Genomic DNA, 23,640 nt, shown 5'->3' on the forward strand with positions numbered 1-23,640 from the left:
TGCCCGGTCGATCAGGAGCTGGCCTGGGTCGCCGGTGCCTGCCCTGGCGTACCGATTGCCGACGCTGCGCAGGTCATGTGCTCGACGAACTGACTCACCAGTGGCCCGGCATCGCGGCGGTGGGCGATGGCGACGGTGCTGACGCAGCCGGGGTCCGTCAGGGGGATGAACCGCAGCGCCGCAGGGGCGATGTCCTGCATGCAGCGTGGCAGCAAGGCCACCCCGAACCCCGCCTGGATCAGCTGCAACTGGGTGGTCTTGCGCGACACCACCCGCGCAGGCTGGGGAAAGAACCCCGCCGCCATGCACAGCTCGGCAGACAGGTAGCTCAGGCCACCGCGTTGGTGGTGGGGAATGGAGATGAACGGCTGGCTGGAAAGCTCCGCCAAGGCAATGCAATCGCGCCCCGCCAGTTCATGGGTAGGGGCGAGCGCCAGCAACAGGGGCTCTTCGAACAACGGCTCGATGCTCAACCCATCGTGCTGGCGCAGCACCGGCAGCCTCAGCAGCCCGATGTCCAGGCGACCTTCGGCCAGTGCTGCAAGCTGCCCTTCGGAGGACAACTGGGCGATCTCCATGCTCACATCAGGGTTTGTCCGCAGGTAATCACCCAGGTGCTCGAGCAGCCGACCGGTCAGCGGCACCGTGCTGGAGTGGCTGATGTTCAGGCTGCCGCACAGGCCCTGGCCGACGGCTCGGGCCAACTCGCCAGCCTTGTCCAGGTCCAGCAGCAGGTTGCGCGCGCGCGGCAGGAACGCCCGGCCCGCATCGGTCAGGCGAGGCAACCTGGCCGTGCGCTCGAACAACGCGGTGTCCAGCTGCAGTTCGAGCTCGCGCACCTGGCGACTGAGGGCGGACTGGGCGACATACAGTCGTTCGGCGGCGGCGCTGAAGCTGCCACATTCGGCGATTTCCACGAAGTAACGCAGCTGGCGGGTCGAGATCATGAGCGATGCCATTTCGAGATGGATCAGGGCGAGATTGCATATTAGCCGGGATGGCGCGGGTTTGGTTATGGTGCGCTGAACCTTCAAGGACAATGCGCCAATGCTCGCTGACCTCGCTATACCGTTCTCGGGGCTTGACTGGCTACCCATCGTGTTGGGTACCGCGGCAGCCTATGTGGTGTTCGGCATCGCCGGCTTCGGCACGGCGTTAGTGGCAGGCCCGGTGCTGATCCATTTCATGCCGCTGTCGCAGATCATTCCCTTGCTGGTGTTGCTCGATTTCGTAGCGGCGTTCGGCAACCTGTTGCCCTCACGGCGCGATGTGGTACGGGGCGAACTGCTGCGCCTGCTGCCGTTCATGGCGCTGGGGTGCACCCTGGGCGTTGCGTTCCTGCTGCAGCTCAAGTCGGACCTGCTGATGCTGCTGATGGGCCTGTTCATCACGGCCTATGCCCTCTATAGCCTGGCGCTGAAGGTACGCCCGGCGTCGCTTGCCGGGTGGTGGGCGGCACCGATGGGTACCGTGGGCGGGTTGTTCGGCGCCTTGTTCGGCAGCGGCGGGTTTCTCTACGCCCTTTACCTGAGCGCCCGCCTGCCCGACAAGGAGCAGGTGCGCGCCACCCAGAGCGCGTTGATCAGTTGCAGCACCTTGGTGCGCCTGACGCTGTTCCTTGTCGCCGGTGTCTACGCCGATCGACAACTGCTGCTGATGGCGGCCTGCCTGCTGCCGGTGATGGTCATCGGCCTATGGGCTGGGCGCAGGCTCACGCACAGGCTGTCACGCGAGGCCTTCGTCCGGTTGGTCACCTGGCTGGTGTTGGCCAGCGGCCTGGCGCTCATCGCTCGCTATGTGAGCGCTTGAGCAGGGGTTAGAATTGGCCGACTACCCGATCCAAGGCTTGTCCGCTCATGAATACCCAAATCATCATCGTTCCCAGGCAGTCCACCGTCCCGGTGCACGAGGCCCGCGCCCGCGCCATCCTGCGCTGGCTGGTCCGCGAAAAGATCGTGCAAGAGCAGCTGACCACCTGCGGGCGTACCGGCAACCGTATGGCCCATGCCCTTGGGCCAGGTGCCCGCCAGGTGGCGCTGCACCCCGAAAAACTGCCCTTCGATGCGCCGGTCAACGGCCTTGAGGTGATGCTCAAGCGCTGCATCTATACGCCCACCGAAGGCTTCAAGGAGGAGGCGGGCTGCCCGCAGTGCCGGCGGGAAGTGGGCGAGCCGTTGTTCGACAGCCTGGAAGAGTGGATGCCCGGGGTCAGTGACAACTTCACGTGCCCGCTGTGCGGGTTCGAAGACGACATCAACGGTTTTTTGTTCCTGCAACCCTGCGCCTTCTCCAACCTGGGCTTCATCTTCAACAACTGGGGCGATGCCGGGTTCACCCAGGCCTTCATCGACAGCTTCGCCGACTGGCTGGACCAACCGGTGGCCGTGGTGCAGGTCCGGCTCGCCTGACGAGGGGGGCAGGGCTTTGGTGCGCAGGGCGGCAACGGCCACTTGTAACTTCAGGCTTGATTTACATTGAGTGGCAGGGCACGCATGAGTATAATGGCGCGCTTCCATTTTTCCCGCCCGGGAGCCCCCGCGATGTTGCGTATCAGCCAAGAAGCCCTGACCTTCGACGATATTCTCCTTGTACCTGGTTATTCCGAGGTACTGCCCAATGAAGTCAGTCTCAAGACCCGTTTGACCCGTGGCATCGAGCTGAACATCCCGCTGGTCTCCGCTGCCATGGACACCGTCACCGAAGCGCGCCTGGCCATCGCCATGGCCCAGGAAGGCGGCATCGGCATCATCCACAAGAACATGACCATCGAGCAGCAGGCCGGCGAAGTACGCAAGGTCAAGAAGTTCGAGGCTGGTGTCGTCAAGGACCCGATCACCATCGAGGCCGACGCCACCGTGCGCGACCTGTTCGACCTGACGCGCCTGAACAACATTTCCGGCGTGCCCGTGCTGGAAAACGGTGACCTGGTCGGTATCGTGACCTCCCGCGACGTGCGCTTCGAAAGCCGCCTGGACGCCAAGGTCCGCGAAGTGATGACGCCCAAGGAACGCCTGGTCACCGTCCGCGAGGGCGCGGACAAGAACGAGGTGCGCGAGCTGCTGCACAAGCACCGCCTCGAGAAAGTGCTGATCGTCGACGAGCACTTCAGCCTCAAGGGCATGATGACCGTCAAGGACATCGAGAAGGCCAAGGCCTACCCACTGGCCAGCAAGGACGACCAGGGTCGTCTGCGCGTTGGCGCAGCGGTCGGCACCGGCAAGGACACCGGCGAGCGTGTCGCCGCCCTGGTAGCCGCTGGCGTTGACGTGGTAGTGGTCGACACCGCTCACGGGCACTCCAAAGGCGTGATCGAGCGCGTGCGCTGGGTCAAGCAAACCTACCCGCAGGTGCAGGTGATTGGCGGCAACATCGCCACCGGCGCTGCTGCCAAGGCCTTGGCCGAGGCCGGCGCGGATGCGGTCAAGGTCGGTATCGGCCCTGGCTCGATCTGCACCACCCGTATCGTAGCCGGCGTTGGCGTGCCGCAGATCAGCGCCATCGCCAACGTCGCCGCTGCCCTGGAAGGCACCGGTGTGCCACTGATCGCCGACGGCGGCATCCGCTTCTCTGGTGACCTGTCCAAGGCCATCGTCGCCGGTGCCAGCTGCGTGATGATGGGTTCGATGTTCGCCGGTACCGAAGAAGCCCCAGGCGAAGTCGAGCTGTTCCAGGGCCGCTCCTACAAGGCCTACCGTGGCATGGGTTCGCTGGGCGCCATGGCGCAATCGCAAGGCTCCTCCGACCGTTACTTCCAGGACTCCTCGGCCGGTGCCGAGAAGCTGGTCCCCGAAGGTATCGAAGGCCGTGTGCCGTACAAAGGCGCACTGGCTGCGATCATTCACCAGCTGATGGGCGGCCTGCGTTCGTCCATGGGCTACACCGGCAGTGCCACCATCGACGAGATGCGCACCAAGCCGGAGTTCGTGCGCATCACGGGCGCCGGCATGGCCGAATCCCACGTTCACGACGTGCAGATCACCAAGGAAGCCCCCAACTACCGGGTTGGCTGATAGCTCAGCGGTAAGCTCCAGACGGTGGCTGCGTTCGCGCAGCCACTGCGTTTTCCCCGATCAACTTGCAGCTTGCAGCTTCAAGCTCGCAGCTGAATCAGAGATTCCCCATGGCCCTCGATATTCACGCTCACCGGATCCTCATCCTCGATTTCGGCTCCCAGTACACCCAGCTGATCGCCCGCCGCGTGCGCGAGATCGGCGTGTACTGCGAACTGCACCCGTTCGACATGGACGATGAAGCGATCCGCGAATTCAACCCGCGCGGCATCATCCTCGCCGGTGGCCCCGAGTCGGTTCACGAAGCCAACAGCCCCCGTGCACCCCAGGCCGTGTTCGACCTGAATGTGCCTGTGCTGGGCATCTGCTACGGCATGCAGACCATGTCCGAGCAGATGGGCGGCAAGGTCGAAGGGTCTGACCTGCGTGAGTTCGGTTATGCCCGCGTAGACGTGGTCGGCAAGAGCCGCCTGCTCGACGGCATCGAGGACCATATCGACGCCGACGGCGTACTGGGCCTGGACGTGTGGATGAGCCACGGTGACAAGGTCACCCAGCTGCCGACCGGTTTCCACGTGCTGGCCAGCACCCCGAGCTGCCCGATCGCCGGCATGTTCGACGACACACGCGGCTACTACGGCGTGCAGTTCCACCCGGAAGTGACCCACACCAAGCAGGGCGGTCGCATCTTGTCCCGTTTCGTGCAGGACATCTGCGGCTGTGAAGCCCTGTGGACCCCGTCCAACATCGTCGAGGACGCCATCGCCCAGGTGCGTGAGCAAGTGGGTTCGGCCAACGTCCTGCTCGGCCTGTCCGGCGGCGTGGACAGCTCGGTGGTCGCGGCCCTCTTGCACCGGGCCATCGGCGACCAGCTGACCTGCGTCTTCGTCGACAACGGCCTGCTGCGCCTGCACGAGGGTGACCAGGTGATGGCCATGTTCAAGGAGAACATGGGCGTCAAGGTGATTCGTGCCGACGCTGAAAAGCAGTTCCTCGACAACCTGGCCGGCGAGGCCGACCCGGAGAAGAAGCGCAAGATCATCGGCCGCACCTTCATCGACATCTTCGATGCCGAGGCCAGCAAGCTGCCGAACATCCAGTTCCTCGCCCAGGGCACCATCTACCCGGACGTGATCGAATCGGCCGGCGCCAAGAGCGGCAAGGCCCACGTGATCAAGTCCCACCACAACGTCGGTGGCCTGCCGGAGGAAATGAACCTCAAGCTGGTCGAACCGCTGCGTGAGTTGTTCAAGGACGAAGTGCGCAAGATCGGTCTGGAGCTCGGCCTGCCTTACGACATGGTCTATCGCCACCCGTTCCCAGGCCCGGGCCTGGGTGTGCGCATCCTGGGTGAGGTGAAGAAAGAGTACGCCGACATTCTGCGTCGCGCGGACCACATCTTCATCGAAGAACTGCGCAAGGCTGATTGGTACCACAAAACCAGCCAGGCCTTCGTGGTGTTCCAGCCGGTGAAATCGGTCGGTGTGGTCGGTGACGGCCGTCGCTACGCCTGGGTCGTCGCGTTGCGCGCCGTCGAGACCGTAGACTTCATGACTGCTCGCTGGGCTCATCTGCCTTACGAACTGCTGGAGACCGTCAGCGGCCGGATCATCAACGAGATCGACGGTATCTCGCGGGTGACCTACGACGTGTCGAGCAAGCCGCCGGCGACGATTGAGTGGGAATGATCCCGCGTCCGGCACTGTCCGGCACAATCTAGCAAAAAATGCCCTGAAGCCCGCGTAATTGCGGGCTTTTGGCTTTTTGGGTCTGGCAAGTTCAGGCAATGTTTCCCAGCATCAGCATGATTTTTTGGCATGGTGCGGGATACCAGCTGGATCCGGCGTAATCAAGACGCTCAGTTAGAGAAAACCGCTGACCACCTGTCACCGAACAACGCGATAGCCAAGCCTGCGAGCATCACCACCGCCCCAGCCAACTTGATGGGAGACACTGGCCTTTCCAATGCCCCCATCAAGCCGAAATGATCGATGACCAGTGATGAAACGATTTGCCCGGCGATAGCGAGGCCGAGCAGGGCGGACAGGCCTATCTTCGGTGCAAGCACCACATAGCTAAGCAGCGCACTCGCCCCTAGCAAACCGCCCAGCAGGCTGCACAGGGGCTGGGCAGGAATCGCGGCCAGTGAGGCCGCTATTCCTCCGCGCATCGATGCGTAAATGCACAGGCACACTGCGCCGGCAGTGAACGAGAACAGTGCCGCCGCAACGGAGTCTCCACCTACACCTTTAGCGAGCTGGCCGTTGAGTGTGGTCTGCAGGGTAATGCCGAGCCCCGCAGCGATGGCCAACACATAGTAGGCTACGTTCATCTCGTGCCCTCTTAGTTGGCTGAGTCGAGCGGGAGGAACGTCTCGGCAAACATATCCGGCGCATAGCCTGCTGCAGCGAACAGATGCTCACGTGACTCATCGATCGCCGCACGCAGCCTCTCACTGTCCACGCCCAATACCTTGCCGTCGCGTTTGACGATTCGCCCGCCAATCATGACCGTATCGACATTGCTGCGCTCGGCGGCATGTACCACGGTGCCGAAGGCATTGCCTACAGGGTAGAGGTTGATGTCCTGTGCGTTGATCAGGATCAGGTCTGCCTGTTTGCCCGCAACCAGGCTACCGACTTTGTCCTGCAAGCCGGCACAGAAGGCGCCGTCGATAGTCGCGGATTTGAGCAGACTGTGGGCGGGCAGCGTCACCACCGGATGATGGTCCTCACCGCAGCAACGTTGCTGGTGCATGCCTATGACACGTTGCAGGTAGAACGCCACCCGCATTTCCATGAACATGTCGCCGCTGTAGGAGGTTTCGTTGTCAACACTCAGTCCCGGGCTGATGCCGTGACGCTGGGCCGACTGCATGGCGAACATTCCATCTTCAATGCCGTAATGGGCATCTGAGCGTGGGCATACGTTGACTCGCACCCCAGCTTCGCGAAGGATTTCCCAGCCGGCGTCCGGCAGCGCGGTGCAGTGGTTGAAGATGTTATCGGATCGCAGCAGACCTTTACGATGCAATTCTGGCAATTGCGCCGCCATGCCCCCACCAAAAAACTCGGTGATGATCGGCAGCCCCAGGCGTCTGGCTTCAGCCCACAGCTCAGGTTCCAGCTGCGCCATCACCGCCAGCGAAAGCAACGGGTTATCACCGTGCTTGATGTATTTTTCCTGCAAACGCTCCAGGTTGCCCGGCCAGTGGGCTTTATCCCACTCACCCGCCACCGGCGCCCCGGAGGCATGTACGGCGCGTATACCTGCATCAAGCAGCGCCTCGACGGCGGCGTCGGAGTGTGCACCGGTGCGGCTGTTATGCGAGTTGTCCACCAAGGTCGTGATGCCGGCATCGATGCACCCTAACGCACTCAGCAAGTTGCCGATGTACATGTCCGCCGGGCGATAGTATTTGGCGAACGAGAAGTGAGTGGCGTTGCAGTAGTCTTCCAATGTGGCTGCGTTGGGATTGATCCGGCGCAGTTGCCCTTCCCACGAGTGGCGGTGCGTGTCGACCATGCCGGGCATGGCGATCATGCCGGATGCATCGATCACCATAGCGTCGCCAACTTCGAGATGTTCACCAATGGCCTTGATGGTGCTGCCTTCGATGAGAATGTCGCCGCGTACCAGATTGCCGATGTCGCCATCCATACTCAGTACAGTGGCGCCTTGGATGAGTGTGCGGGTAACCGGTGCGGTCTGCGCCTGTACGATGCCGCGATTGTATTCAGCCATTGAGGTACACCTCTTCAAATGTGATTGCAAGAAATGTACGCAAGGCAACACTGCGGGAAAAAGATGGATAAACTGTTTTTATTATTCAATTTGGACGAATAATAAGGCCGTCCTTGATCACTGTTTGAGGTTATTAACCGTCGTGGATCGAATTCAGGCGATGCAGATTTTCGTACGCGTAGCGCAAGCGGGAAGCTTTACCCAAGCGGCGCAGACGCTCTCCTTATCCGCTTCGACTGTGACCAGCAGTGTCAAGAACCTGGAAAAGTACTTGCAGGTGCGTCTGCTCAACCGAACAACGCGGCGGGTCAGCCTTACACCTGAAGGCGCACAATATCTGGCGCAATGCCGGGAGATTCTTGAACTGATCGAACACACGGAGAGCAGCCTGGCGGATTCCGTAAAACGACCGCAGGGGCGTTTGCGCGTCGACATGCCTGGTGGCGTTGCGCACTCCATTGTCATGCCGAACCTGCGCGACTTTTATCGGCGCTATCCGGATATCTATCTGATGATCGGCGTGAACGATCGACAGGTTGATCTGCTTCAGGAGGGTATCGATTGCGTTATTCGTACAGGTGAGCTCCATGACTCAACCTTGGTTGCGCGCCCACTCGGCCGATTTCGTTGGGTAACCTGTGCGTCAGCCGCCTACCTCAAGGAAAACGGTGTTCCGCAAACACCCTATGACTTATCGCACCACCGAGCTATTCACTACTTTTCGGGTGGCGCGAAACACGCAGGTGAAATGCGCTTCGCACGCGATACGGAAAAGCTCTCGGTTTTGGTAAGCGGTACGGCCGCCGTCAACGAGACCGGGCTCTACATCAAAATGTGCCTTGATGGGTTCGGGTTGATTCAGCTCGCCGAGAACGTGGTGAGCGAGCATCTGCAGCAAGGGCGGTTGATTGAAGTGCTCGCCGATTGGCAGCCGGCTCCGGTGCAGGTGAGCCTGCTATACCCACACCAGCGATTTCTTTCGCCCGCTGTGAGTTCGTTCGCTGATTGGATAGGCGGGCTGATCGGAAACAAATGAGTGATTGCCCCTTCACAGTACCCTGAGTCCTGCAGTCGTCTTGCCGAGTTGCTGCTTTGCCCGCTATGGGAGGCTCGAGCTACGATCTCGAGAACGTATTCTGAATCTGCCGGGCTCAGGCAGATGACATGCAGTGGTCGGTGCCGGCAGTTAGCTTCATTGGCAGCGGTAGTTTGTCCGAGCCCTATTCAGAATGGAAAGGGCCGCTTAGCGACCCTGTTCACGTATACCTGGCAGCGCCTGAGCACTGCGCGGTAGGCTAGCGCCCTCAACGCCTGACGGTCAGGCCCTAGGCCCTAACGACCACCTCGACTCAACCCGCCCAGCCGCGCCGAAATCGACTGCATCCCCTTGCCCAATTCCCTGAGCGCACTTGCATCCCGGGCACCTTCCTCGCTGGCTGCATGGATCCGTACCGCCAGCTCGTTGATTTCCTGCGTTACGTGGCTCTGCTCCTGGGCGGCGACGGCGATCTGCTGGGCGCGCTGGACGATGTCGTCGAAACTGCCCACTGTGGTGCCCAGGGTAGTGGCCACGCCCACGGCTTGCTGCACCGACTCGCGGGTGCGCTGCGCGCCGTTCTGCATGGTGGTGACGGCAGCGTTCGATGCCTCGCGTAACTGAGTGATCATTTCCTGGATTTCGTTGGCAGACGTCTGCGTGCGGCCGGCAAGGGTGCGCACCTCATCGGCTACCACTGCAAAGCCGCGACCTTGTTCGCCAGCGCGTGCGGCCTCGATGGCAGCGTTGAGCGCCAAGAGGTTGGTCTGCTGGGAGATCGACTTGATCACCTCCAGCACGCCGCCTACGCGCTCGATGTCTTCGCCCAGCTGGGTGATCGCGGTGGCCGCGCCCGAGATGTCGGTCGCCAGGCTTTCGATGGATTCACCGTTGCGGTTGACCTGGTCCTGACTCTTCTGCGCTTCGACCAATGAGCTGCGGGCCGTGTCCGAGCAGTCCGTGGTGTTGCGCGCGACTTCATTGGCGCTGGCCGACATTTCGGTGATGGCGGTAGCGAGCAGGGTGTTGTCCACCCGTTGCGCCTCCGCCCGATCGGCCAGGCCGGTGGACAGTTGCGCCAGCTCGTTGGCTCGCTCTTCCAGTGACACCGACTCCTCGGCAATGTGACGGAGCATGGCCTGCAGAGAGCCTGCGTACTGGTTGACGGCCGTGCGCAGCGCGCCCAGCTCGTCATTGCGCATAACCTCCAGTTGAGCACCCGCCTGGCCGCCTTGACCCAGGCTCTCGATTTGCGCCGTGGTTTCGTCGATCTGGGTGAGCAGCCGTTTGCCAGCCAACCATGCCAGCCCCAGCAAAACGGCCAGCAATGGCAGCAGAAACAGCAGGATCTGGCCAGTGAGCTTGTTCGCCAGGCCGACCACACGGGCCTCGGGGGTGACCAGGCCAATGCGCCAGCCCGTACCTTCCATGGTGGCCAAGGTGACGTAGGCCGGCCCATCGAGGCGCGCATCGTTATCCAGGTAGAGGGTGGTGGTACCAGCCGGCTTGCTCGCCAGGCTATCGGCCACTGGCTTGAACCACGGTTGTTCCTGGCTCAGGCCAGTAATGGTCGGCAAGCCCTTGGCGCTCTTTGCATCGGGGAAGAACAGCAAATTACCGGACGCGTCCACCGCAAAGGCGTAGCCACCGGTGACATTGCCGTTGGCCTTGAGGAAGGCGGCAAGACCGTCGAGCTTCAGGTCAATGGTGGCGACCCCGGCAAACGCGCCCTGGGCGTGGTAGGGCACGCTGCAGGTCGTCATGGCTACGCCGCTGACCGGGTCCTGGTACCCGTCCGACCAGACACAGCGACCCAAGGGCGCGGCTTTGGCGCCGGTGTACCACGACTCAGCCTGATACGGCGCCGTTTGCGCAGCGTTGTACTCGTCCGAGTAATCCAACCCGTTGCTGGCGTTGCGTGCCCAGAAGAAACTGCGGCGTTCGGTACCGGCAACGAAGCCGTTGGGCTCTGGCCACAGCCCGCCGCCTGCGATGGCGGTATCGCCTTGGCTGTCGATCACATTGGGCAGGTTGGCCTTGATCAGGTTTTCGTCGCGGGGCAGGGTCTCGGCCAGATGCGCCATGGCTGTCGCGGTGCCCTCGATGCGGTTCACCTGCATGGCCAGCTGGCGGGTGATGGCGCTGGCCGACTGTTCGGCCGCCTCGGTGCCGGCTGCCACCAACTCAGGTTTGCCGCCCAGGGTCATGACCGAATAGATCGCCAAGGCGGTGAGTGCCAGCAACGTCAGGATTCCCAGCGTCATGCGCCCGGAGATGCGATTGGGAAGTAGCGACATGCTGAAGCTCCACAAAATTTAGGTTGGCTTTCAATGATTACGGCAGCCCAGCCCGATAGATGAGGTGCTACATCATGTTTCGCATGAGCGGACGACCGATGGCGACAAAAAGGCGATGAATCGAGGGGGAATCAGCCAAATCCGCGCACACCTTCTGATGTGCATGAAGCATCGTCATCCTCTCAAACGATAAACGCTGTCCCGGCCGTCTTCCGTCCATGGCGAATTGAGCACCCTTCCTGCCATCGGCAAACCCTGCGCCCACCCCGCAGCCAATACCTGCACGTCCCGCGCTGGGTCGCACGCACTGACCCTCGCATCACGCAACCGACACGTCTCGGCGTCTGTCGCGAACAAGGCACGCGCAAAGCCCCGGCCCTGTTCCGAAAGCCGTGCGGTCTTAGGGGCGCGCATCGTGGTAAATACCTCAAAAGCCTCGGTGGGTTCGTTGCCGGCAACGGCCAGGCAGCGAGCCAGGTGCCAGGCGTCTTCCAGGGCCTGGCAGGCGCCTTGCCCGGAGGTAGGCAATGGCGCATGCGCGGCGTCGCCGATCAACAGCACGTTCGCGCGGCTCCACGTGTGCAGCGGTTCCAGGTCGTGGACCGCGATGCGCCGGATGGCCTGTTCGGGGGTTGCCCGAATGATGCGTGAAACGGGCTCGGGCCATTGGGCGAACCTGTGCTCGACCTGCGCCCGATCATCGGCTTGGCCAGCCCCTTCGTTCAACGGGCATGCTTGCGCTGCGGCCCAATACACCAGGTCCGGTCGAACTGCCACCGCACCAAAGCGCTGCCCCGTTCCCCAGTAATCCTGGATCGACACATCGCCCACCAGCGCCCCCGACCCTTGTGCCACGCCGATCCAGTTCACGAACCCTTGATAGCGCGGGGTGTTGTCACCCGCGACGAACTGGCGCGTCACCGAGGCCATGCGCCCGTCTGCACCGATCAGCACCTCCGGGCAGATGCGTGTACCCGTCTCGAAGCGGGCCACCGCCTTGCCCTGGGCATCCAGGTCGATGGCCATTGCCTGGTGCCCGAATTCGACTGCAATCCCCATCCGTCGTGCATGGGAGAGCAACACGTCCTGCAAATCCCGGCGCAGCACCGTAACGGTGGGGTAGCCCATGGTTCGGTCCAGCAGTTCGATGTCCAGGCCTCCCAACGCATTGCCGGCTGCATCGTACCGGCGCATGGCAAGGGGCCTGCCGCCAACGGCCTGGATGTCCTGCAACACGCCGAGCTGCTCCAGCACAAAGCTGGCATTGGGCCAAAGCGTCACACCGGCGCCTCCGGCTGCTGGCACCCTACGACGCTCAAAGACCCGCGGGCTGAAGCCCTGCTTGCGCAACGCCAACGCTGCGCTCAGCCCTGCAATGCCTGCACCCACTATCGCAATGTCCACGTTCCAGCCCTCCTTGTTCATCCGCTGCCCCGCGCCAGGTCACTGGACGCCTGGGGCAAAGGATCATCGTAGATTTCCCCTTCCCAGATCACTAGCGTGCAAAAATGGGACGTTTTCATACCTCAGGTGGGATAGTCAGTGCGCAATGAGCTCGATCTGAATGCAGTCCGTGTCTATGCAGCAGTGGTGGATGAGCAGAGCTTTGTCGGGGCCTCGCGTGTGTTGGCCATGCCGTCTTCGAATGTCAGTCGCCATGTCGCTTCACTGGAGCGACAGCTCGGTACGCGCCTGCTTGAGCGCAGCACCCGGCATCTGCGCATGACCGAAGCGGGGCGGCTGTTGTACGCGCGAGCCAAGCCCTTGCTCGACGCCTTGCGCTGCACCCAGGAAGAACTCGGTGCTGTACAGCGCGAGCTGCGGGGGCCACTGAAGCTGTGCATGCCGGGTGAGGCCCCCAGGCTATTGGCGCCCATCCTGGCCGAATTCTGCAGCCTGCACCCTGGCATCGAGCTTGAGTGCGATACCCGCGTGACTGGGCTGGAAGTGCTGCGTGAGGACGTGGACCTGTGCATCCTCTTTCACCGTGGCCGCCAGGAAGACAGCGAGTTCATCACCTGCCAGCTCGCCTGCTTGCCGAGCATCGTGGTCGCTGCCCCGTCTCTGCTCGCGCGCACGGGTATTCCGCAGCACGTGCGAGCGTTGAAGTCGCTGCCTTGCATCACCACGCTCAGCGCGCTCGGAGGTCAGCCCTGGCAGTTTCAGGGCGCCAGGGGCGAAACGGTCAAGGTGCCGGTGCGCAGCCGTTACCGCGTCAACAGCGGTGAGTTGGCCGTGGCAGGCGCGCGGCAGGGGATAGGCTTTGCGATTGTGGCGGCTCACCCCTGCCAGGAGGATCTGACGGCTGGCCGGTTGCAGGAGGTGGTGCTGGACCTGTGCCCGGCACCCTTGCAGTTGCTGGCGGCATACAGCCACCGCCATTCAGTGACGGCGCGGGTGCGAGCCCTGCTGGCGTTCATTCAGGAGCGGTTGGAGGCGTTGCACAGCTCGCCAAGCGGTTCTGTCAGCGCAGGTTGATCGGCGAGAAGCGCGGTTACACCGGCAGGCTGTCACGGCCCAAAGCGCGGCCAGTCAGATCGCCTGCACCCTGGCCAATTGCTCGGCATCAAGCCACGCCCCGATCGCGTTGGGGCGCATGGGCTTGGAGAACAGGTAGCCTTGTGCCCAGGTGCAGCCCAGGGTTTTCAAAGTGCTGAGTTCTGCTGCGGTTTCCACGCCCTCGACGATGCATTCCAGTTGCATGTCCTGGCACAGCGCAATCAGCGACTTGACGATCTTCAAGCTGGCCGGGTTGAGCTGGATGCCGGTGACGAAGGAACGGTCCACCTTCAGCTTGGTCAGCGACAGCGCATGGATCTGGCTGAGGCTGGAGTAGCCGGTGCCAAAGTCGTCCAGGGAAATGCCGCAGCCCAGCTCACGCAGGCAGCTGATGGCGCGCTGGGCCTGCGGCAGGTCCTGGATGGCCGCGGTTTCGGTGATTTCCAGGTCCAGGCACGTGGGGTCGAACCGGCTGCTCTTGATCAGCTCGACGATCTGCTGGGCGGCCTCTTCCGAGCCACAGTCATGGGTGGAGAGGTTGAAGGACAGGCGCATGCCTGCTGGCCAACTGGCAGCCGTGTCCAGTGCCTTGGTCAGCAGAGGCAGGGTGAGACGATTGACCATGCCGATGCGCTCGGCGATCGGGATGAAGTCACTGGGTGGCACATTACCCAATTCTGGGCTTTCCCAGCGCGCCAGTGCCTCGAACGCAACGGTTCGCTCGCTGCGGACATCCACGATGGGTTGGAACACCATGTGAAACTCGCGATCCAGGTCCGCCCTGCGCAGGGCCTGCTCGGTCAGCCCTTGTCGATTGAGTTGCTGGCGATGGGCAGCGCTGAACAGGCACGCCGTGCCAGGGCGATGACGCTTGCTCTGGTATAGCGCGTAGTCGGCATATTCGTACGCTTGCGTGGCTGACGAAGCCTGATCTGGAAAGGTAGCGATGCCCAGCGACGCGCTGATCTGAATGGGGATGTCCACCAGCACGAACGGCTCGCGCATGCGCGTGCAGAGCTTCTCGCCAAAGGCGCGTAGCTGCTCATCATCCAGGGCCTGGGTGATGATCAGACCGAACTCGTCGCCCCCCAGCCGGCTCAGGTGCACACCGTGGTCGAGCATCCCGGTGAGGCGCTGACCGACCTGATACAGCAACCTGTCGCCCACACTGTGGCCATACAGGTCGTTGACTGGCTTGAAGCCATCTAGGTCTATCAGCCCGACGGCCAGGCGAGTGTCCTGCTCGCCGGCATGGGTCAACAGTGTGTCGAGGCAGGAGAAGAACTGCCGGCGATTGGCAAGCCCGGTCAGGCTGTCCAGGTTGGCCAGTTGCAGGTTTTCCTCGCTGAGCCTGGCCGTCTGCGCCTGCATGTTCACCAGCCGGGTGAAATCGGTGTATTGCGCCTTGAGGATGACCAGCATGGCGATCGATACCAGCAGCACATCGAGCGCGGTGGCAATGAACGTGATGATGGAAGTGGAGGCGAAAAACACCACGAACGCCGTGTTGACCACGGCGGTGGTGGCCAAGGCCGCTGGCAACAGGTGCATCATGCAGAAAATGCAGCCGATCACGGTGATGGCCATGTAGAAAGCGACATGCGCCTGGGTGTAGCTGTCGCCATAGGGGAACAGCGCCAGCGACCAGGCCGTGAAGGCAACGGCAACGAAGGGTGCGAGCGTGTTGGTGCGCCTGAGTGCCGTGACCATCTGGGCCGGGCTGCGCACGCGCCTGCGGGTACGTATCCACTCCACGCCTCGGACCAGGCCGAACAACGTCATGATCATCGGGCAGTACACCACCAGCCAGCGCGGCGCCACCGTGAAGTGGGTGCCCGCCAGCATCAGCGTGTTGATCAGCAGGATGAAGTACATCATGGGCAGCTGGCGCGACAGCGCGATGTATTGCGCCTTGACCAGGTCGGGGTTGTCCTTGGGTACGGACATCAAAGCTCGCACGCCGAGTAGTGTTTTTTTCATCAGGCGACGCTCTGAAAATACAACCAGATAAATAACCGAACGGATTGCCCTTTTCAGCTTGAACCGAGCAGGGCGGGACGCTGCTCTCACGGACCGTATCGGCCGATCCTCTGGCTGCTGCAATCGTTCAGACTGGTGGCACTTTGATTTCGTTCCCGCCTGCCAACGCCACCGTGAGTAGTGACGGTTATTCCGCGCCGGGGGTGTGCCCGAAATAAGCCTTGTAGGCATGGCAGAAGTTCGCCGGGTTGGCATAGCCGACGTGATAGGCGATCTGCGAGATCTGCCATTTGCGCTCCAGTACCAGGATGCGCGCAAGCTCAAGGCGCTGTTGGCGAATGTACTGCAGGATCGAACAGCCAAACTGCTGGCTGAAGGCTCGGCGCAGGGTGGTCTCGCTCACCTTCAGCTGCCTGGCCAGGGCGGCGACGGACGGCGGGGCAGTGGGGCTGGTGTCCAGCAGCCGACGCGTTTCCAGGGCCAGGTCACGGCGGCCACGGTCTTGCTGCGGCTCAGGTGTCAGGGCCTGGCCTGACAGATGGCTGGCCAGCTCCAGTACGATCGCCAGGCTCAGGCTTTCATAGTGCAGGCGGCGCAAGCTACCGGTGTAGGGTGAGCGATAGAGCTGCTGGAACAAGCGGCTCAGCGAGGGACACTGGGGCAACTGGTCGAACTGCATGCCATCGGCCAGCAACGCCAGCAACGGATGAAACTGCGGATCGTCCTGGGCCAGCTCGCGCAATGCGTCACCGGCAATGCGCACGCCGGCCATGCGCGCATGGCTGTCGACCGGCAACTGGTCCTGGGCCTCAAGGCTCTCGCTCAGGCCAAGCACGTGCAGCCGACCGGTATCGTACTGGTTCAGCCTGCCATCGACCTTGTGCTGCCAGGCGCCGTCGAACATCTGCACGATGCACAGGCTCTCAGGCAGCACCTTGTCGATGCGCAGGGGCTCTGGAAAGTGCAGGTGGCAATCGAAGTACTGCAGGCCCTGGCGCACGGTCTGTGCCCGATAATGCCCCGTGGCACTGCCCATGACATGGGCGGCACGCGCATCCAGCACGCCTGCCTGGGCCAGGGAGCCAGGGCTGTCGAAACAGAAGGCGGTATCCAGGTAGGGGGTTAGCGATTGCATGCAGACTCGGTTTCTCGGTGGGGCAGCGTCGGCCGGAAATGGTAACGCGCGCACATTTTCGACAACAGTCGTTGTGACCAGCCCGCTGTTTGTTGTGATGAACGGGCAACTGGGTTGGCAGCCTGCCTATTGAGTCCTTCAATACGCGTTTTGTTGCAGATCAGGAAACAAAATCATGCTCGCTTATCGGAAATGGGCCGCCTTGCTGGTTGCCGCGTTCACCCTGTGTATCGGTCAGGCCCAGGCCGAAGACCGCCCGGACGTAGCCAAGAACGTCGTCGCTTACCTGGGCACCGAAGGGGTCAAGGTATGGACGCTGCGCATTGGCGAGCGCGCTGCCAACGAGGCGCTGGTGCAGGTGGAAGGGGTCGATCACGACTGGGATATGCGCATCCAGAAAATGCACGTCGAGAAAACCGCCAAGGATACCCGCTACTGGACCGACGTCGACGGCAAGAAATTCGTCGTGCTGATCGTCCAGGGCATGTGGGGGGGCGAGCTGTACCTGCCAGGCGAGGCGCAGCCGCGTCAGGTCGGCTATTCGGAAGGTCTGTCGCACCAAGGCAATGCCGAGGCGTTCCTGACCGATTACCTGGCTGCCAAGAAATAATCGAGGGGCATCGAGCATGACCGAACATACCGATCCATTGGCCGACCTGTCCGGTTCGCTGGGCAATGACTACGACCAGTCGCGCACGGCCCAGCGCGAGCGCGTGATCGCCGAGCTTCGGCAAGTGATCGAGCGCGTGCCGGAGCAGAGCGAGTTCACCAACTCTCGTCGTTTTCGCGTGTGGGGGCCGGTACTGCTGGTCGGTGCCCTGATCCTGTTCGCAATCGGCATCAGCATGCAGCGCACCGGGCCGATCGTGGCCACCGCCTTCATCGTGCTCATTGCCGCTGCCGTGACCTGGCAGCATCGCAACGCCGGTACCCAGGTGTTCATGCGCCTGACGCGCCGGCAGTTGTTCGTCGACACGTTGGACGCGCCGGTGGACCTGGCGCAGGTGCAGGACATCTCGGTCAAGGATGAAGGGCTGTTGATGGTGCAGACGCTGGAAATGAGCAGCGATGCTGTATTGCCGACCCATCGGGTGGCGAGGCTGCAGTTCTTCGGTAACCAGGCCATGGTGCTGAAAAAGCCGCGCGCCCAGGTTCGCATCATGTCGGCGGGGCTTGCGCAGAATGGGCGCAAGCTGTCCTACGAAGAAGTGCTGGCCGTACTGACCGCCTACTGCGACGCCGCCCATGCCCAGCGTCAACTTGAGCTGCTGCAGGTCAATGGATAACACCGGCGCCGATGCCGACCTGGCCTACCTGCAGGCCCATGCCGTCGGCCCCGATGAGTCGTTCGAGCTGCATGAACACTCGCTGGGCAAGGCACTTGCGTGTGCAGCCATCGGGCTGGTGGCGATTGGGCTCGGTGGCTGGCTCGCGAGCCTGCCCATGCTCTTCGGTGCGCAGACCGCCAGCACAGTGAAGGTGCTGCTGTGGGCATTCGGCGCAGGGTTGGTCGGCATCGGGCTGGTGGCCCTGGTCAGTGCCTGGGCGCTGTACCAGCGCCATGGGCGGTGCGCACTGGCGGTGACCCGTGACACGGTCGCTTTCGCCAACGCCTTGGCCCCAGTGCCATGGGAAGCGTTCGAAGGCTTCGATGTCGAACAGCGGCGGCTCAGTACGCACCTGGTATTCAGCCTCGCCGCGTTCGGCGCCGCGCCTGTCCTCAAGGCCCCAGGTTTCAAGGCGCTCGCAGCACCTGATGCTCAGCTGATCGCCGGTGGCCTGCGGCTCAAGGTGTGGGCCTGCAACTTTACCCGGGCGGGGCGCAGGCTCGCGCTGGCAGAACTGGTGGACGTACTCTACCCCTACCTGCAGGCAGCACAGGCCAGGCGCACCTTGGCACAGTTGTTCCCGGCCGTGGCTCGCCAAGGCGATGCCTTGCGGCGGGCTGCGCCATGAGCAACGGGGCCATACGGCTGTTCAGGCGCGTAGGCTGGGGCTTGGCCCTGCTGTTGTTGCCGCTGCTGGTGCTGGGGTGGAGCCAGGTGCAACTCTGGCGCGTCGAGGTGGCCCAGGCGCAGGCACAGGCGATACGCCAGTGGCTGGACGCGCCAAGCGACACGCTTTTGCAGGCCCTGCCCAAGGCCGAACGTAACCCCTACATCCCCCAAGCAGACCGACGTGAGCGGCTTCAACGTGAGCTTGACCGTTATGAGGCGGGCCTTGGCGGGCAGTCTCTGCGCAAGGTCCTGGCCGTCACGAGCGGGCTGCTGGCGGTTCTGGCCTTGCTGACTGCGGTCGGGGCATGGCTCAGGCTCAGGCTGGACGCCTGGCGGGCGCTGCGCTCAATCGAGTTCTTGCAGCGGCACATGACCCAGCGTTGGCGTGCCTTGGGCAAGTGGCTGGTACTGCATCTGGGCTTGCTGGCTGCTGCGTTGAGCCTGGCCTTGCTGTACGAGCTGAGCGTTGCGACCAGCCGGGTGGCTGAGGGTGGGTTGACGGTGCTGTTCATCGTGCTGCCGCTGGCCTCGTGCGTGCTGGTCTGCCTGCAACTGGCCAGGCGGTTGCATCAACGCTGGCCGCTGGTGCTCGATCAGAGCACATCCTTTCTGGGCAGGGCGCTTGATCGGGACAGTGCACCCGGCGTATGGCGCTGGGTCGAAGGCCTGGCGGCGCAGCTTCAGGCACCGGTCCCCGATAACATCGTGGTCGGGCTCGACCAGGGCTTTTTCGTCACCAGCGTGCCGATTCTGCTCCAGCCTGCCGGCTTGCCGCTGACCGGGCGCACGCTGTACTTGCCGCTGCCTTACCTGGGCATGCTCAGCCAGGCGGAAGCTGGCGCGGTCATTGGACACGAACTGGGTCATTTCCGGCATCAGGACACCGAACGCGCGAGCCAGACCAACGCACAGTTCAGCATGATGCTTGCCCATTTCTCGGCGCTGGTCGGCCACGACGAGCCCACGCCCTGGACGCAGCGCCCAACGCTGTGGATGGCCTGGCAGTTCCTGCACCATTTCCAGCGTGCGGTGCTGCATTGGGGGCGGTCGCAGGAGCTGCTGGCGGACCAGGCAGGCGCTGCAGTCGGCGGGCAACGGCTGTTCGCACAGACCCTGCTGCGCATCATTGCGCTGCAGCCTGCGGTCGATACGGTGCTGGCGACGTGTGGTGGGCAAGGCGTCGACCGAGCCTTGCCTGGCTACCTCGAGCACCACCCGTTGCAGGTCGGTGACGAGGTGCTAAGTGCTGTCATGGCGCACCCGTTCGACACTCACCCAGCAGCCGCTTCCCGCCTGCACGCATTGAATGTGGTGCCCGACCCGCCGCTGCTGTGCGCCGCTACCCGGGCGCCGGGCGTTGAGGAACGTCACTGGTTCGGCCAACTGTGCAAAGCGCCGCACGCACAAGCCGATTGAGCGCGACAGGGCACATTGGGGCGATCATTCACTTAATCTTTCCCATTTGCAGGTGTATCGTATTCGCCCTTCCTCATCAGCGCCCGCTGGTGAACTGTTTGTGCCGAACACGAGGTACCCGCTGCGATGTCCTTCACCCGTCGACAAATGCTCAAGGGCCTGACCGGCCTGGTTGTGGTTGGCCTGGGCGCGGGGGGCGCCGCGCGGTACTGGCTGGGCAAGGTCGAAGATGACAATGCCGGCCATGACTACGAGCTGATCGCAGCGCCGCTGGACGTCGAACTGGTCCCTGGACATACAACCGAAGCCTGGGCGTTCGGGCCCAGTGCCCCTGGGACCGAGCTGCGCGTGCGGCAGGGCACCTGGTTGCGCGTGCGCTTCATCAACCACCTGCCGATCGAGACCACCATCCACTGGCATGGCATCCGCCTGCCGCTGGAAATGGATGGCGTGCCGTATGTGTCGCAGTTGCCGGTCAAGCCAGGGGAGTATTTCGACTACAAGTTCCGGGTGCCCGATGCCGGCAGCTACTGGTACCACCCCCACGTCAGCAGCTCCGAGGAGCTGGGCCGTGGCCTGGTAGGCCCGCTGATCGTCGAGGAGCGCGAACCCACCGGTTTCAAGCATGAGCGCACGCTCAACCTCAAGACCTGGCATGTGGACGAGCAGGGGGGCTGGATGCCGTTCAGCATCCCGCGCGAGGCGGCGCGCAATGGCACCGCAGGGCGGCTGATCACCATCAACGGCCAGGCCGATGCCGTGACCGAGCTACCGGCAGGGCAGGTGGTGCGCGTGCGCTTGCTGAACCTGGACAACACCTGGACGTACCGCATCAACCTCAAGGGCAACTGCGAAGCGCGGATCTACGCGCTCGATGGCAACCCCGTCACCCCCCGGCCATTGGAAGATGACTACTGGCTGGGGCCTGGCATGCGCATTTGCCTGGCGATCCGCATTCTCAACGCCGGTGAAGAGATTTCCCTGCGCGACGGCTTCGTGCGCCTGGGCACCCTGCGCGCGGTGGCCAACCCGGATGCGCCCAGCGACTGGCCAGCGGCGCTGCCGCCCAACCCTATCGCCGAGCCGGACCTGGAAAACGCCGAAAAGCTCAACTTCAACTTCGAGTGGGCAGGCAAGGTGTCGGTCGGCACCGACCAGGGCAAGCCGCCGAGCCTTTGGCAGATCAACGGCCAGGCCTGGGACATCACCGACAAGACCTGCGCAGATCGCCCGATCGCAACGCTGACCAGGGGCAAGAGCTACATTTTCGAATTGAAGAACATGACCCAGTACCAGCACCCCATCCACTTGCACGGCATGAGCTTCAAAGTGATTGGTTCCAACCGGCATGACATCAAGGAGCCGTGGTTCACCGACACCTACCTGCTGGGCAAGAACGAGCGCGCCCAGGTTGCGCTGGTCGCCGATAACCCGGGCACCTGGATGTTCCACTGCCACGTCATCGACCACATGGAAACCGGCCTGATGGCCGCGATCGCGGTGGTCTGATGCGACCGCAGATCATCGACCGCAGCCACGACCAGACCTACATGCGCATGGCGTTGGCATTGGCCACCGAGGGCGCACAGCTGGGGGAAGTACCGGTGGGCGCCGTGCTGGTGCAGGACGGCCAGGTCATCGGCCAGGGCTTCAACCGCCCGATCACCGACAGCGACCCCAGTGCCCATGCCGAGATGGTGGCGATCCGCGCCGCAGCTCGCGCGGTCGGCAACTACCGCCTGCCTGGCAGCACGTTGTACGTGACCCTTGAACCCTGCAGCATGTGCGCCGGTTTGATCGTGCATGCGCGGGTGATGCGCGTGGTTTTCGGCGCACTGGAACCCAAGGCGGGGATCGTGCAAAGCCAAGGCCAGTTCTTCGGGCAGGGCTTTCTGAACCACCGTGTGCTGGTGGAGGGTGGCGTGATGGCCGAGGCGTGCGGGCAAGTGCTCAGTGACTTCTTCAGGGCTCGCCGGGCCAAGCCGTGACGTGACCGGCTACAGCGGCGGTGACTGCTCGGCCGGTTTAGCCTTGTTCACACCCGGGACATGCAGGTTGCCCTCTGCCACCTGGCCTTCGAGCTGAGGCTGGGTAACCCAGGTGAGAATGTCGTAGTAGCGGCGGATGTTGGCGACAAAGTGCACCGGTTCGCCGCCCCGTGCATAGCCGTACTTGGTCTGGCGGTACCATTGCTTCTGCGCCAGGCGTGGCAGCATCTTCTTCACATCCAGCCACTTGTTGGGGTTGAGCTTCTCGCGCTTGGCCAGGGTGCGCGCATCTTCCAGGTGGCCGCTGCCGACGTTGTAGGCGGCCAGCGCGAACCAGGTGCGGTCGGGCTCCTGGATGCTGTCGTCCAGCTCGGCCTTGATCTTCATGAAGTACTTGGCGCCACCCTTGATGCTTTGCTTGGGGTCCAGGCGGTTGGAGACGCCCATGGCCTGTGCGGTGCGCTGGGTCAGCATCATCAGGCCGCGTACGCCGGTCTTGGAGGTGACTTCCGGCTGCCACATGGACTCCTGGTAGCCGATGGCGGCCAACAGGCGCCAGTCCACCTGCTCGACCTTGGCATAGCTCTTGAAATGCTTCTCGTACTTGGGCAAACGTTGCTGCAGGTGCTGGGCGAAGGTGTAGGCGCCCACATAGCCCAGTACATCGACATGCCCGTAATAACGGTCTTTCAGGCGCTGCAGGGTGCCGTTCTTCTGGGACTTGTCGAGGAATTCGTTCACCTCGTTCAGCAGGCTGTTGTCCTCGCCTGCGGCGACGGCCCAGCGCTGGTCGCGGGACTCGCCCAGGTCGAAGGCCACGCGCACGTTGGGGAAGTACACCTGGTTCATGGCCAGTTCGTTGGAGTCGACCAGGGTAAGGTCGATCTGCCCTTCATCGACCATGCGCAGCAAGTCCACCACTTCCACGGCATCGGATTCTTCGTATTGCAGGCCCGGGTACTGTTTTTTCAGCTCGGCCAGTTGATCGGCGTGGCTGCTGCCCTTGAGCACCATGATCTTCTTGCCGACCAGGCCTTGGGCGTTGGTCGGGCGCGAGCGGCCATTGCGGTAGATGACCTGAGGCGTCACCTCCAGGTAGGGGTGTGAGAACTTCGCCTGGGCCTGGCGCCGTTCGCTGCTGACAAGCCCGGCGGCTGCCAGCACCGGGCCGGACGGCTTGCCAAGGTCGTCAAACAGCTCGTCGAGGTTGTCGGCGGTCTCGATTTCCAGCTTCACGCCCAGGTCGTCGGCAAAATGCTTGACCAGTTCGTACTCGAAGCCGGTCTCACCGTTGCGATCCTGGAAATAAGTGGCCGGGCTGTTGCGGGTGATCACGCGCAGCACGCCGTCCTCCTTCACGCGCTCGAGGGTACTGGGTTTTTCAACGCAGCCACCAAGCAGCAGAAAGAGTCCGGTTGCGAAAAGCCATCTGGCGCAACGCTGGCGCAAAGCAGTGTGGGTGAACATAGGTTGCAGTATACGCAAAGGACTGGCCGTGCCATATCTCGACAACGGGTAGCTTGTCTGATAGCGCTCTT

General features: G+C 62.9%; 20 protein-coding genes and 1 pseudogene. 12 read left to right on the top strand and 9 right to left on the bottom strand.

All coding sequences use genetic code 11. The features are described 5' to 3' along the window. Positions 1–11: 11 nt before the first annotated feature. Entirely contained in the window at positions 12–947 is a 936-nt protein-coding gene (locus tag ACK59L_RS02650; RefSeq protein ID WP_409271677.1) for a LysR family transcriptional regulator, read from the bottom strand. A 100-nt stretch (positions 948–1,047) separates the two neighbouring features. Here ACK59L_RS02650 and ACK59L_RS02655 point away from each other — a divergent pair, with 100 nt between their 5' ends. The 4 genes from ACK59L_RS02655 to guaA all read left to right on the top strand — a co-directional run bounded on the left by ACK59L_RS02655 (position 1,048) and on the right by guaA (position 5,698). Then, positions 1,048–1,809 carry a sulfite exporter TauE/SafE family protein gene (locus ACK59L_RS02655; RefSeq protein WP_058638593.1) on the top strand — a complete coding sequence of 254 codons (762 nt, stop codon included), beginning with the start codon at positions 1,048–1,050 and terminating at the stop codon, positions 1,807–1,809. Between the two features lie 47 nt (positions 1,810–1,856). Then, the gene (locus ACK59L_RS02660) at positions 1,857–2,408 is read left to right on the top strand and encodes a sugar ABC transporter ATPase (protein ID WP_409271679.1); all 552 of its coding nucleotides are present in this window, start codon (positions 1,857–1,859) and stop codon (positions 2,406–2,408) included. Positions 2,409–2,540: 132 nt separating this feature from the next. Continuing rightward, positions 2,541–4,010: an IMP dehydrogenase gene (guaB, locus tag ACK59L_RS02665; protein WP_058604466.1), complete on the top strand. Its 1,470-nt coding sequence runs from the start codon at positions 2,541–2,543 to the stop codon at positions 4,008–4,010. Positions 4,011–4,120: 110 nt separating this feature from the next. Next, positions 4,121–5,698, top strand: coding sequence for a glutamine-hydrolyzing GMP synthase (gene guaA, locus ACK59L_RS02670; RefSeq protein ID WP_058604467.1), 1,578 nt, complete (start codon positions 4,121–4,123; stop codon positions 5,696–5,698). Positions 5,699–5,868: 170 nt separating this feature from the next. On the opposite strand, the gene ACK59L_RS02675 is transcribed toward guaA, so the two are convergent. Further along, complete coding sequence (locus ACK59L_RS02675; RefSeq protein ID WP_409271682.1) at positions 5,869–6,342, bottom strand: DMT family transporter; 474 nt, start codon at positions 6,340–6,342, stop codon at positions 5,869–5,871. An 11-nt stretch (positions 6,343–6,353) separates the two neighbouring features. Beyond that, positions 6,354–7,754, bottom strand: coding sequence for an amidohydrolase family protein (locus tag ACK59L_RS02680; RefSeq protein WP_409271684.1), 1,401 nt, complete (start codon positions 7,752–7,754; stop codon positions 6,354–6,356). A gap of 142 nt (positions 7,755–7,896) precedes the next feature. Here ACK59L_RS02680 and ACK59L_RS02685 point away from each other — a divergent pair, with 142 nt between their 5' ends. Continuing rightward, entirely contained in the window at positions 7,897–8,790 is an 894-nt protein-coding gene (locus tag ACK59L_RS02685; protein ID WP_409271686.1) for a LysR substrate-binding domain-containing protein, read from the top strand. A gap of 296 nt (positions 8,791–9,086) precedes the next feature. On the opposite strand, the gene ACK59L_RS02690 is transcribed toward ACK59L_RS02685, so the two are convergent. From ACK59L_RS02690 to ACK59L_RS02700, 3 genes and pseudogenes are all read right to left on the bottom strand, one after another. Then, positions 9,087–10,220, bottom strand: a complete 1,134-nt coding sequence (locus ACK59L_RS02690; protein ID WP_409271723.1) for a methyl-accepting chemotaxis protein — start codon at positions 10,218–10,220, stop codon at positions 9,087–9,089. Beyond that, positions 10,206–11,087 (bottom strand): annotated as a pseudogene (locus ACK59L_RS02695) (cache domain-containing protein); the annotation flags it as partial. The pseudogene ACK59L_RS02695 and the gene ACK59L_RS02690, both read right to left, overlap by 15 nt. A 174-nt stretch (positions 11,088–11,261) precedes the next feature. Next, positions 11,262–12,491 (bottom strand): FAD-dependent oxidoreductase, encoded by a 1,230-nt coding sequence (locus ACK59L_RS02700; RefSeq protein WP_409271688.1) that lies wholly within the window; start codon positions 12,489–12,491, stop codon positions 11,262–11,264. 138 nt (positions 12,492–12,629) lie between these two features. Here ACK59L_RS02700 and ACK59L_RS02705 point away from each other — a divergent pair, with 138 nt between their 5' ends. Then, positions 12,630–13,565 (top strand): LysR family transcriptional regulator, encoded by a 936-nt coding sequence (locus ACK59L_RS02705; protein WP_409271690.1) that lies wholly within the window; start codon positions 12,630–12,632, stop codon positions 13,563–13,565. A 54-nt stretch (positions 13,566–13,619) separates the two neighbouring features. On the opposite strand, the gene ACK59L_RS02710 is transcribed toward ACK59L_RS02705, so the two are convergent. Together ACK59L_RS02710 and ACK59L_RS02715 are read right to left on the bottom strand one after the other, a co-directional pair. Continuing rightward, positions 13,620–15,566, bottom strand: a complete 1,947-nt coding sequence (locus tag ACK59L_RS02710) for a putative bifunctional diguanylate cyclase/phosphodiesterase (RefSeq protein ID WP_409271692.1) — start codon at positions 15,564–15,566, stop codon at positions 13,620–13,622. Between the two features lie 187 nt (positions 15,567–15,753). Beyond that, positions 15,754–16,701: a helix-turn-helix transcriptional regulator gene (locus tag ACK59L_RS02715; protein WP_409271694.1), complete on the bottom strand. Its 948-nt coding sequence runs from the start codon at positions 16,699–16,701 to the stop codon at positions 15,754–15,756. Between the two features lie 175 nt (positions 16,702–16,876). On the opposite strand from ACK59L_RS02715, the gene ACK59L_RS02720 reads away from it, so the two are divergent. The 6 genes from ACK59L_RS02720 (at position 16,877) to tadA (ending at position 22,102) form a co-directional block, all read left to right on the top strand. Beyond that, positions 16,877–17,311 carry a hypothetical protein gene (locus tag ACK59L_RS02720; RefSeq protein WP_409271696.1) on the top strand — a complete coding sequence of 145 codons (435 nt, stop codon included), beginning with the start codon at positions 16,877–16,879 and terminating at the stop codon, positions 17,309–17,311. Positions 17,312–17,327: 16 nt separating this feature from the next. Then, positions 17,328–17,987, top strand: coding sequence for a hypothetical protein (locus ACK59L_RS02725; RefSeq protein WP_409271698.1), 660 nt, complete (start codon positions 17,328–17,330; stop codon positions 17,985–17,987). Beyond that, positions 17,980–18,657: a hypothetical protein gene (locus tag ACK59L_RS02730; protein WP_409271700.1), complete on the top strand. Its 678-nt coding sequence runs from the start codon at positions 17,980–17,982 to the stop codon at positions 18,655–18,657. The genes ACK59L_RS02725 and ACK59L_RS02730 overlap by 8 nt, the downstream gene beginning before the upstream one ends. After that, positions 18,654–20,114: a M48 family metallopeptidase gene (locus ACK59L_RS02735; RefSeq protein WP_409271702.1), complete on the top strand. Its 1,461-nt coding sequence runs from the start codon at positions 18,654–18,656 to the stop codon at positions 20,112–20,114. The genes ACK59L_RS02730 and ACK59L_RS02735 overlap by 4 nt, the downstream gene beginning before the upstream one ends. A 126-nt stretch (positions 20,115–20,240) precedes the next feature. Further along, a complete protein-coding gene (locus ACK59L_RS02740) occupies positions 20,241–21,623 on the top strand; it encodes a multicopper oxidase family protein (RefSeq protein ID WP_409271704.1) in 1,383 nt (460 codons plus the stop codon). Then, complete coding sequence (gene tadA / locus ACK59L_RS02745) at positions 21,623–22,102, top strand: tRNA adenosine(34) deaminase TadA (protein ID WP_409271705.1); 480 nt, start codon at positions 21,623–21,625, stop codon at positions 22,100–22,102. Before ACK59L_RS02740 ends, tadA begins: the two co-directional genes overlap by 1 nt. 9 nt (positions 22,103–22,111) lie before the next feature. Here the strand turns inward: tadA and mltF are convergent, their stop codons facing one another. Further along, positions 22,112–23,569, bottom strand: a complete 1,458-nt coding sequence (mltF, locus tag ACK59L_RS02750) for a membrane-bound lytic murein transglycosylase MltF (protein WP_058604478.1) — start codon at positions 23,567–23,569, stop codon at positions 22,112–22,114. Positions 23,570–23,640: the final 71 nt, after the last annotated feature.

This window comes from Pseudomonas sp. KCJK9111 (assembly GCF_046231935.1).
GTDB classification, from domain to species: Bacteria; Pseudomonadota; Gammaproteobacteria; order Pseudomonadales; family Pseudomonadaceae; genus Aquipseudomonas; species Aquipseudomonas parafulva_B.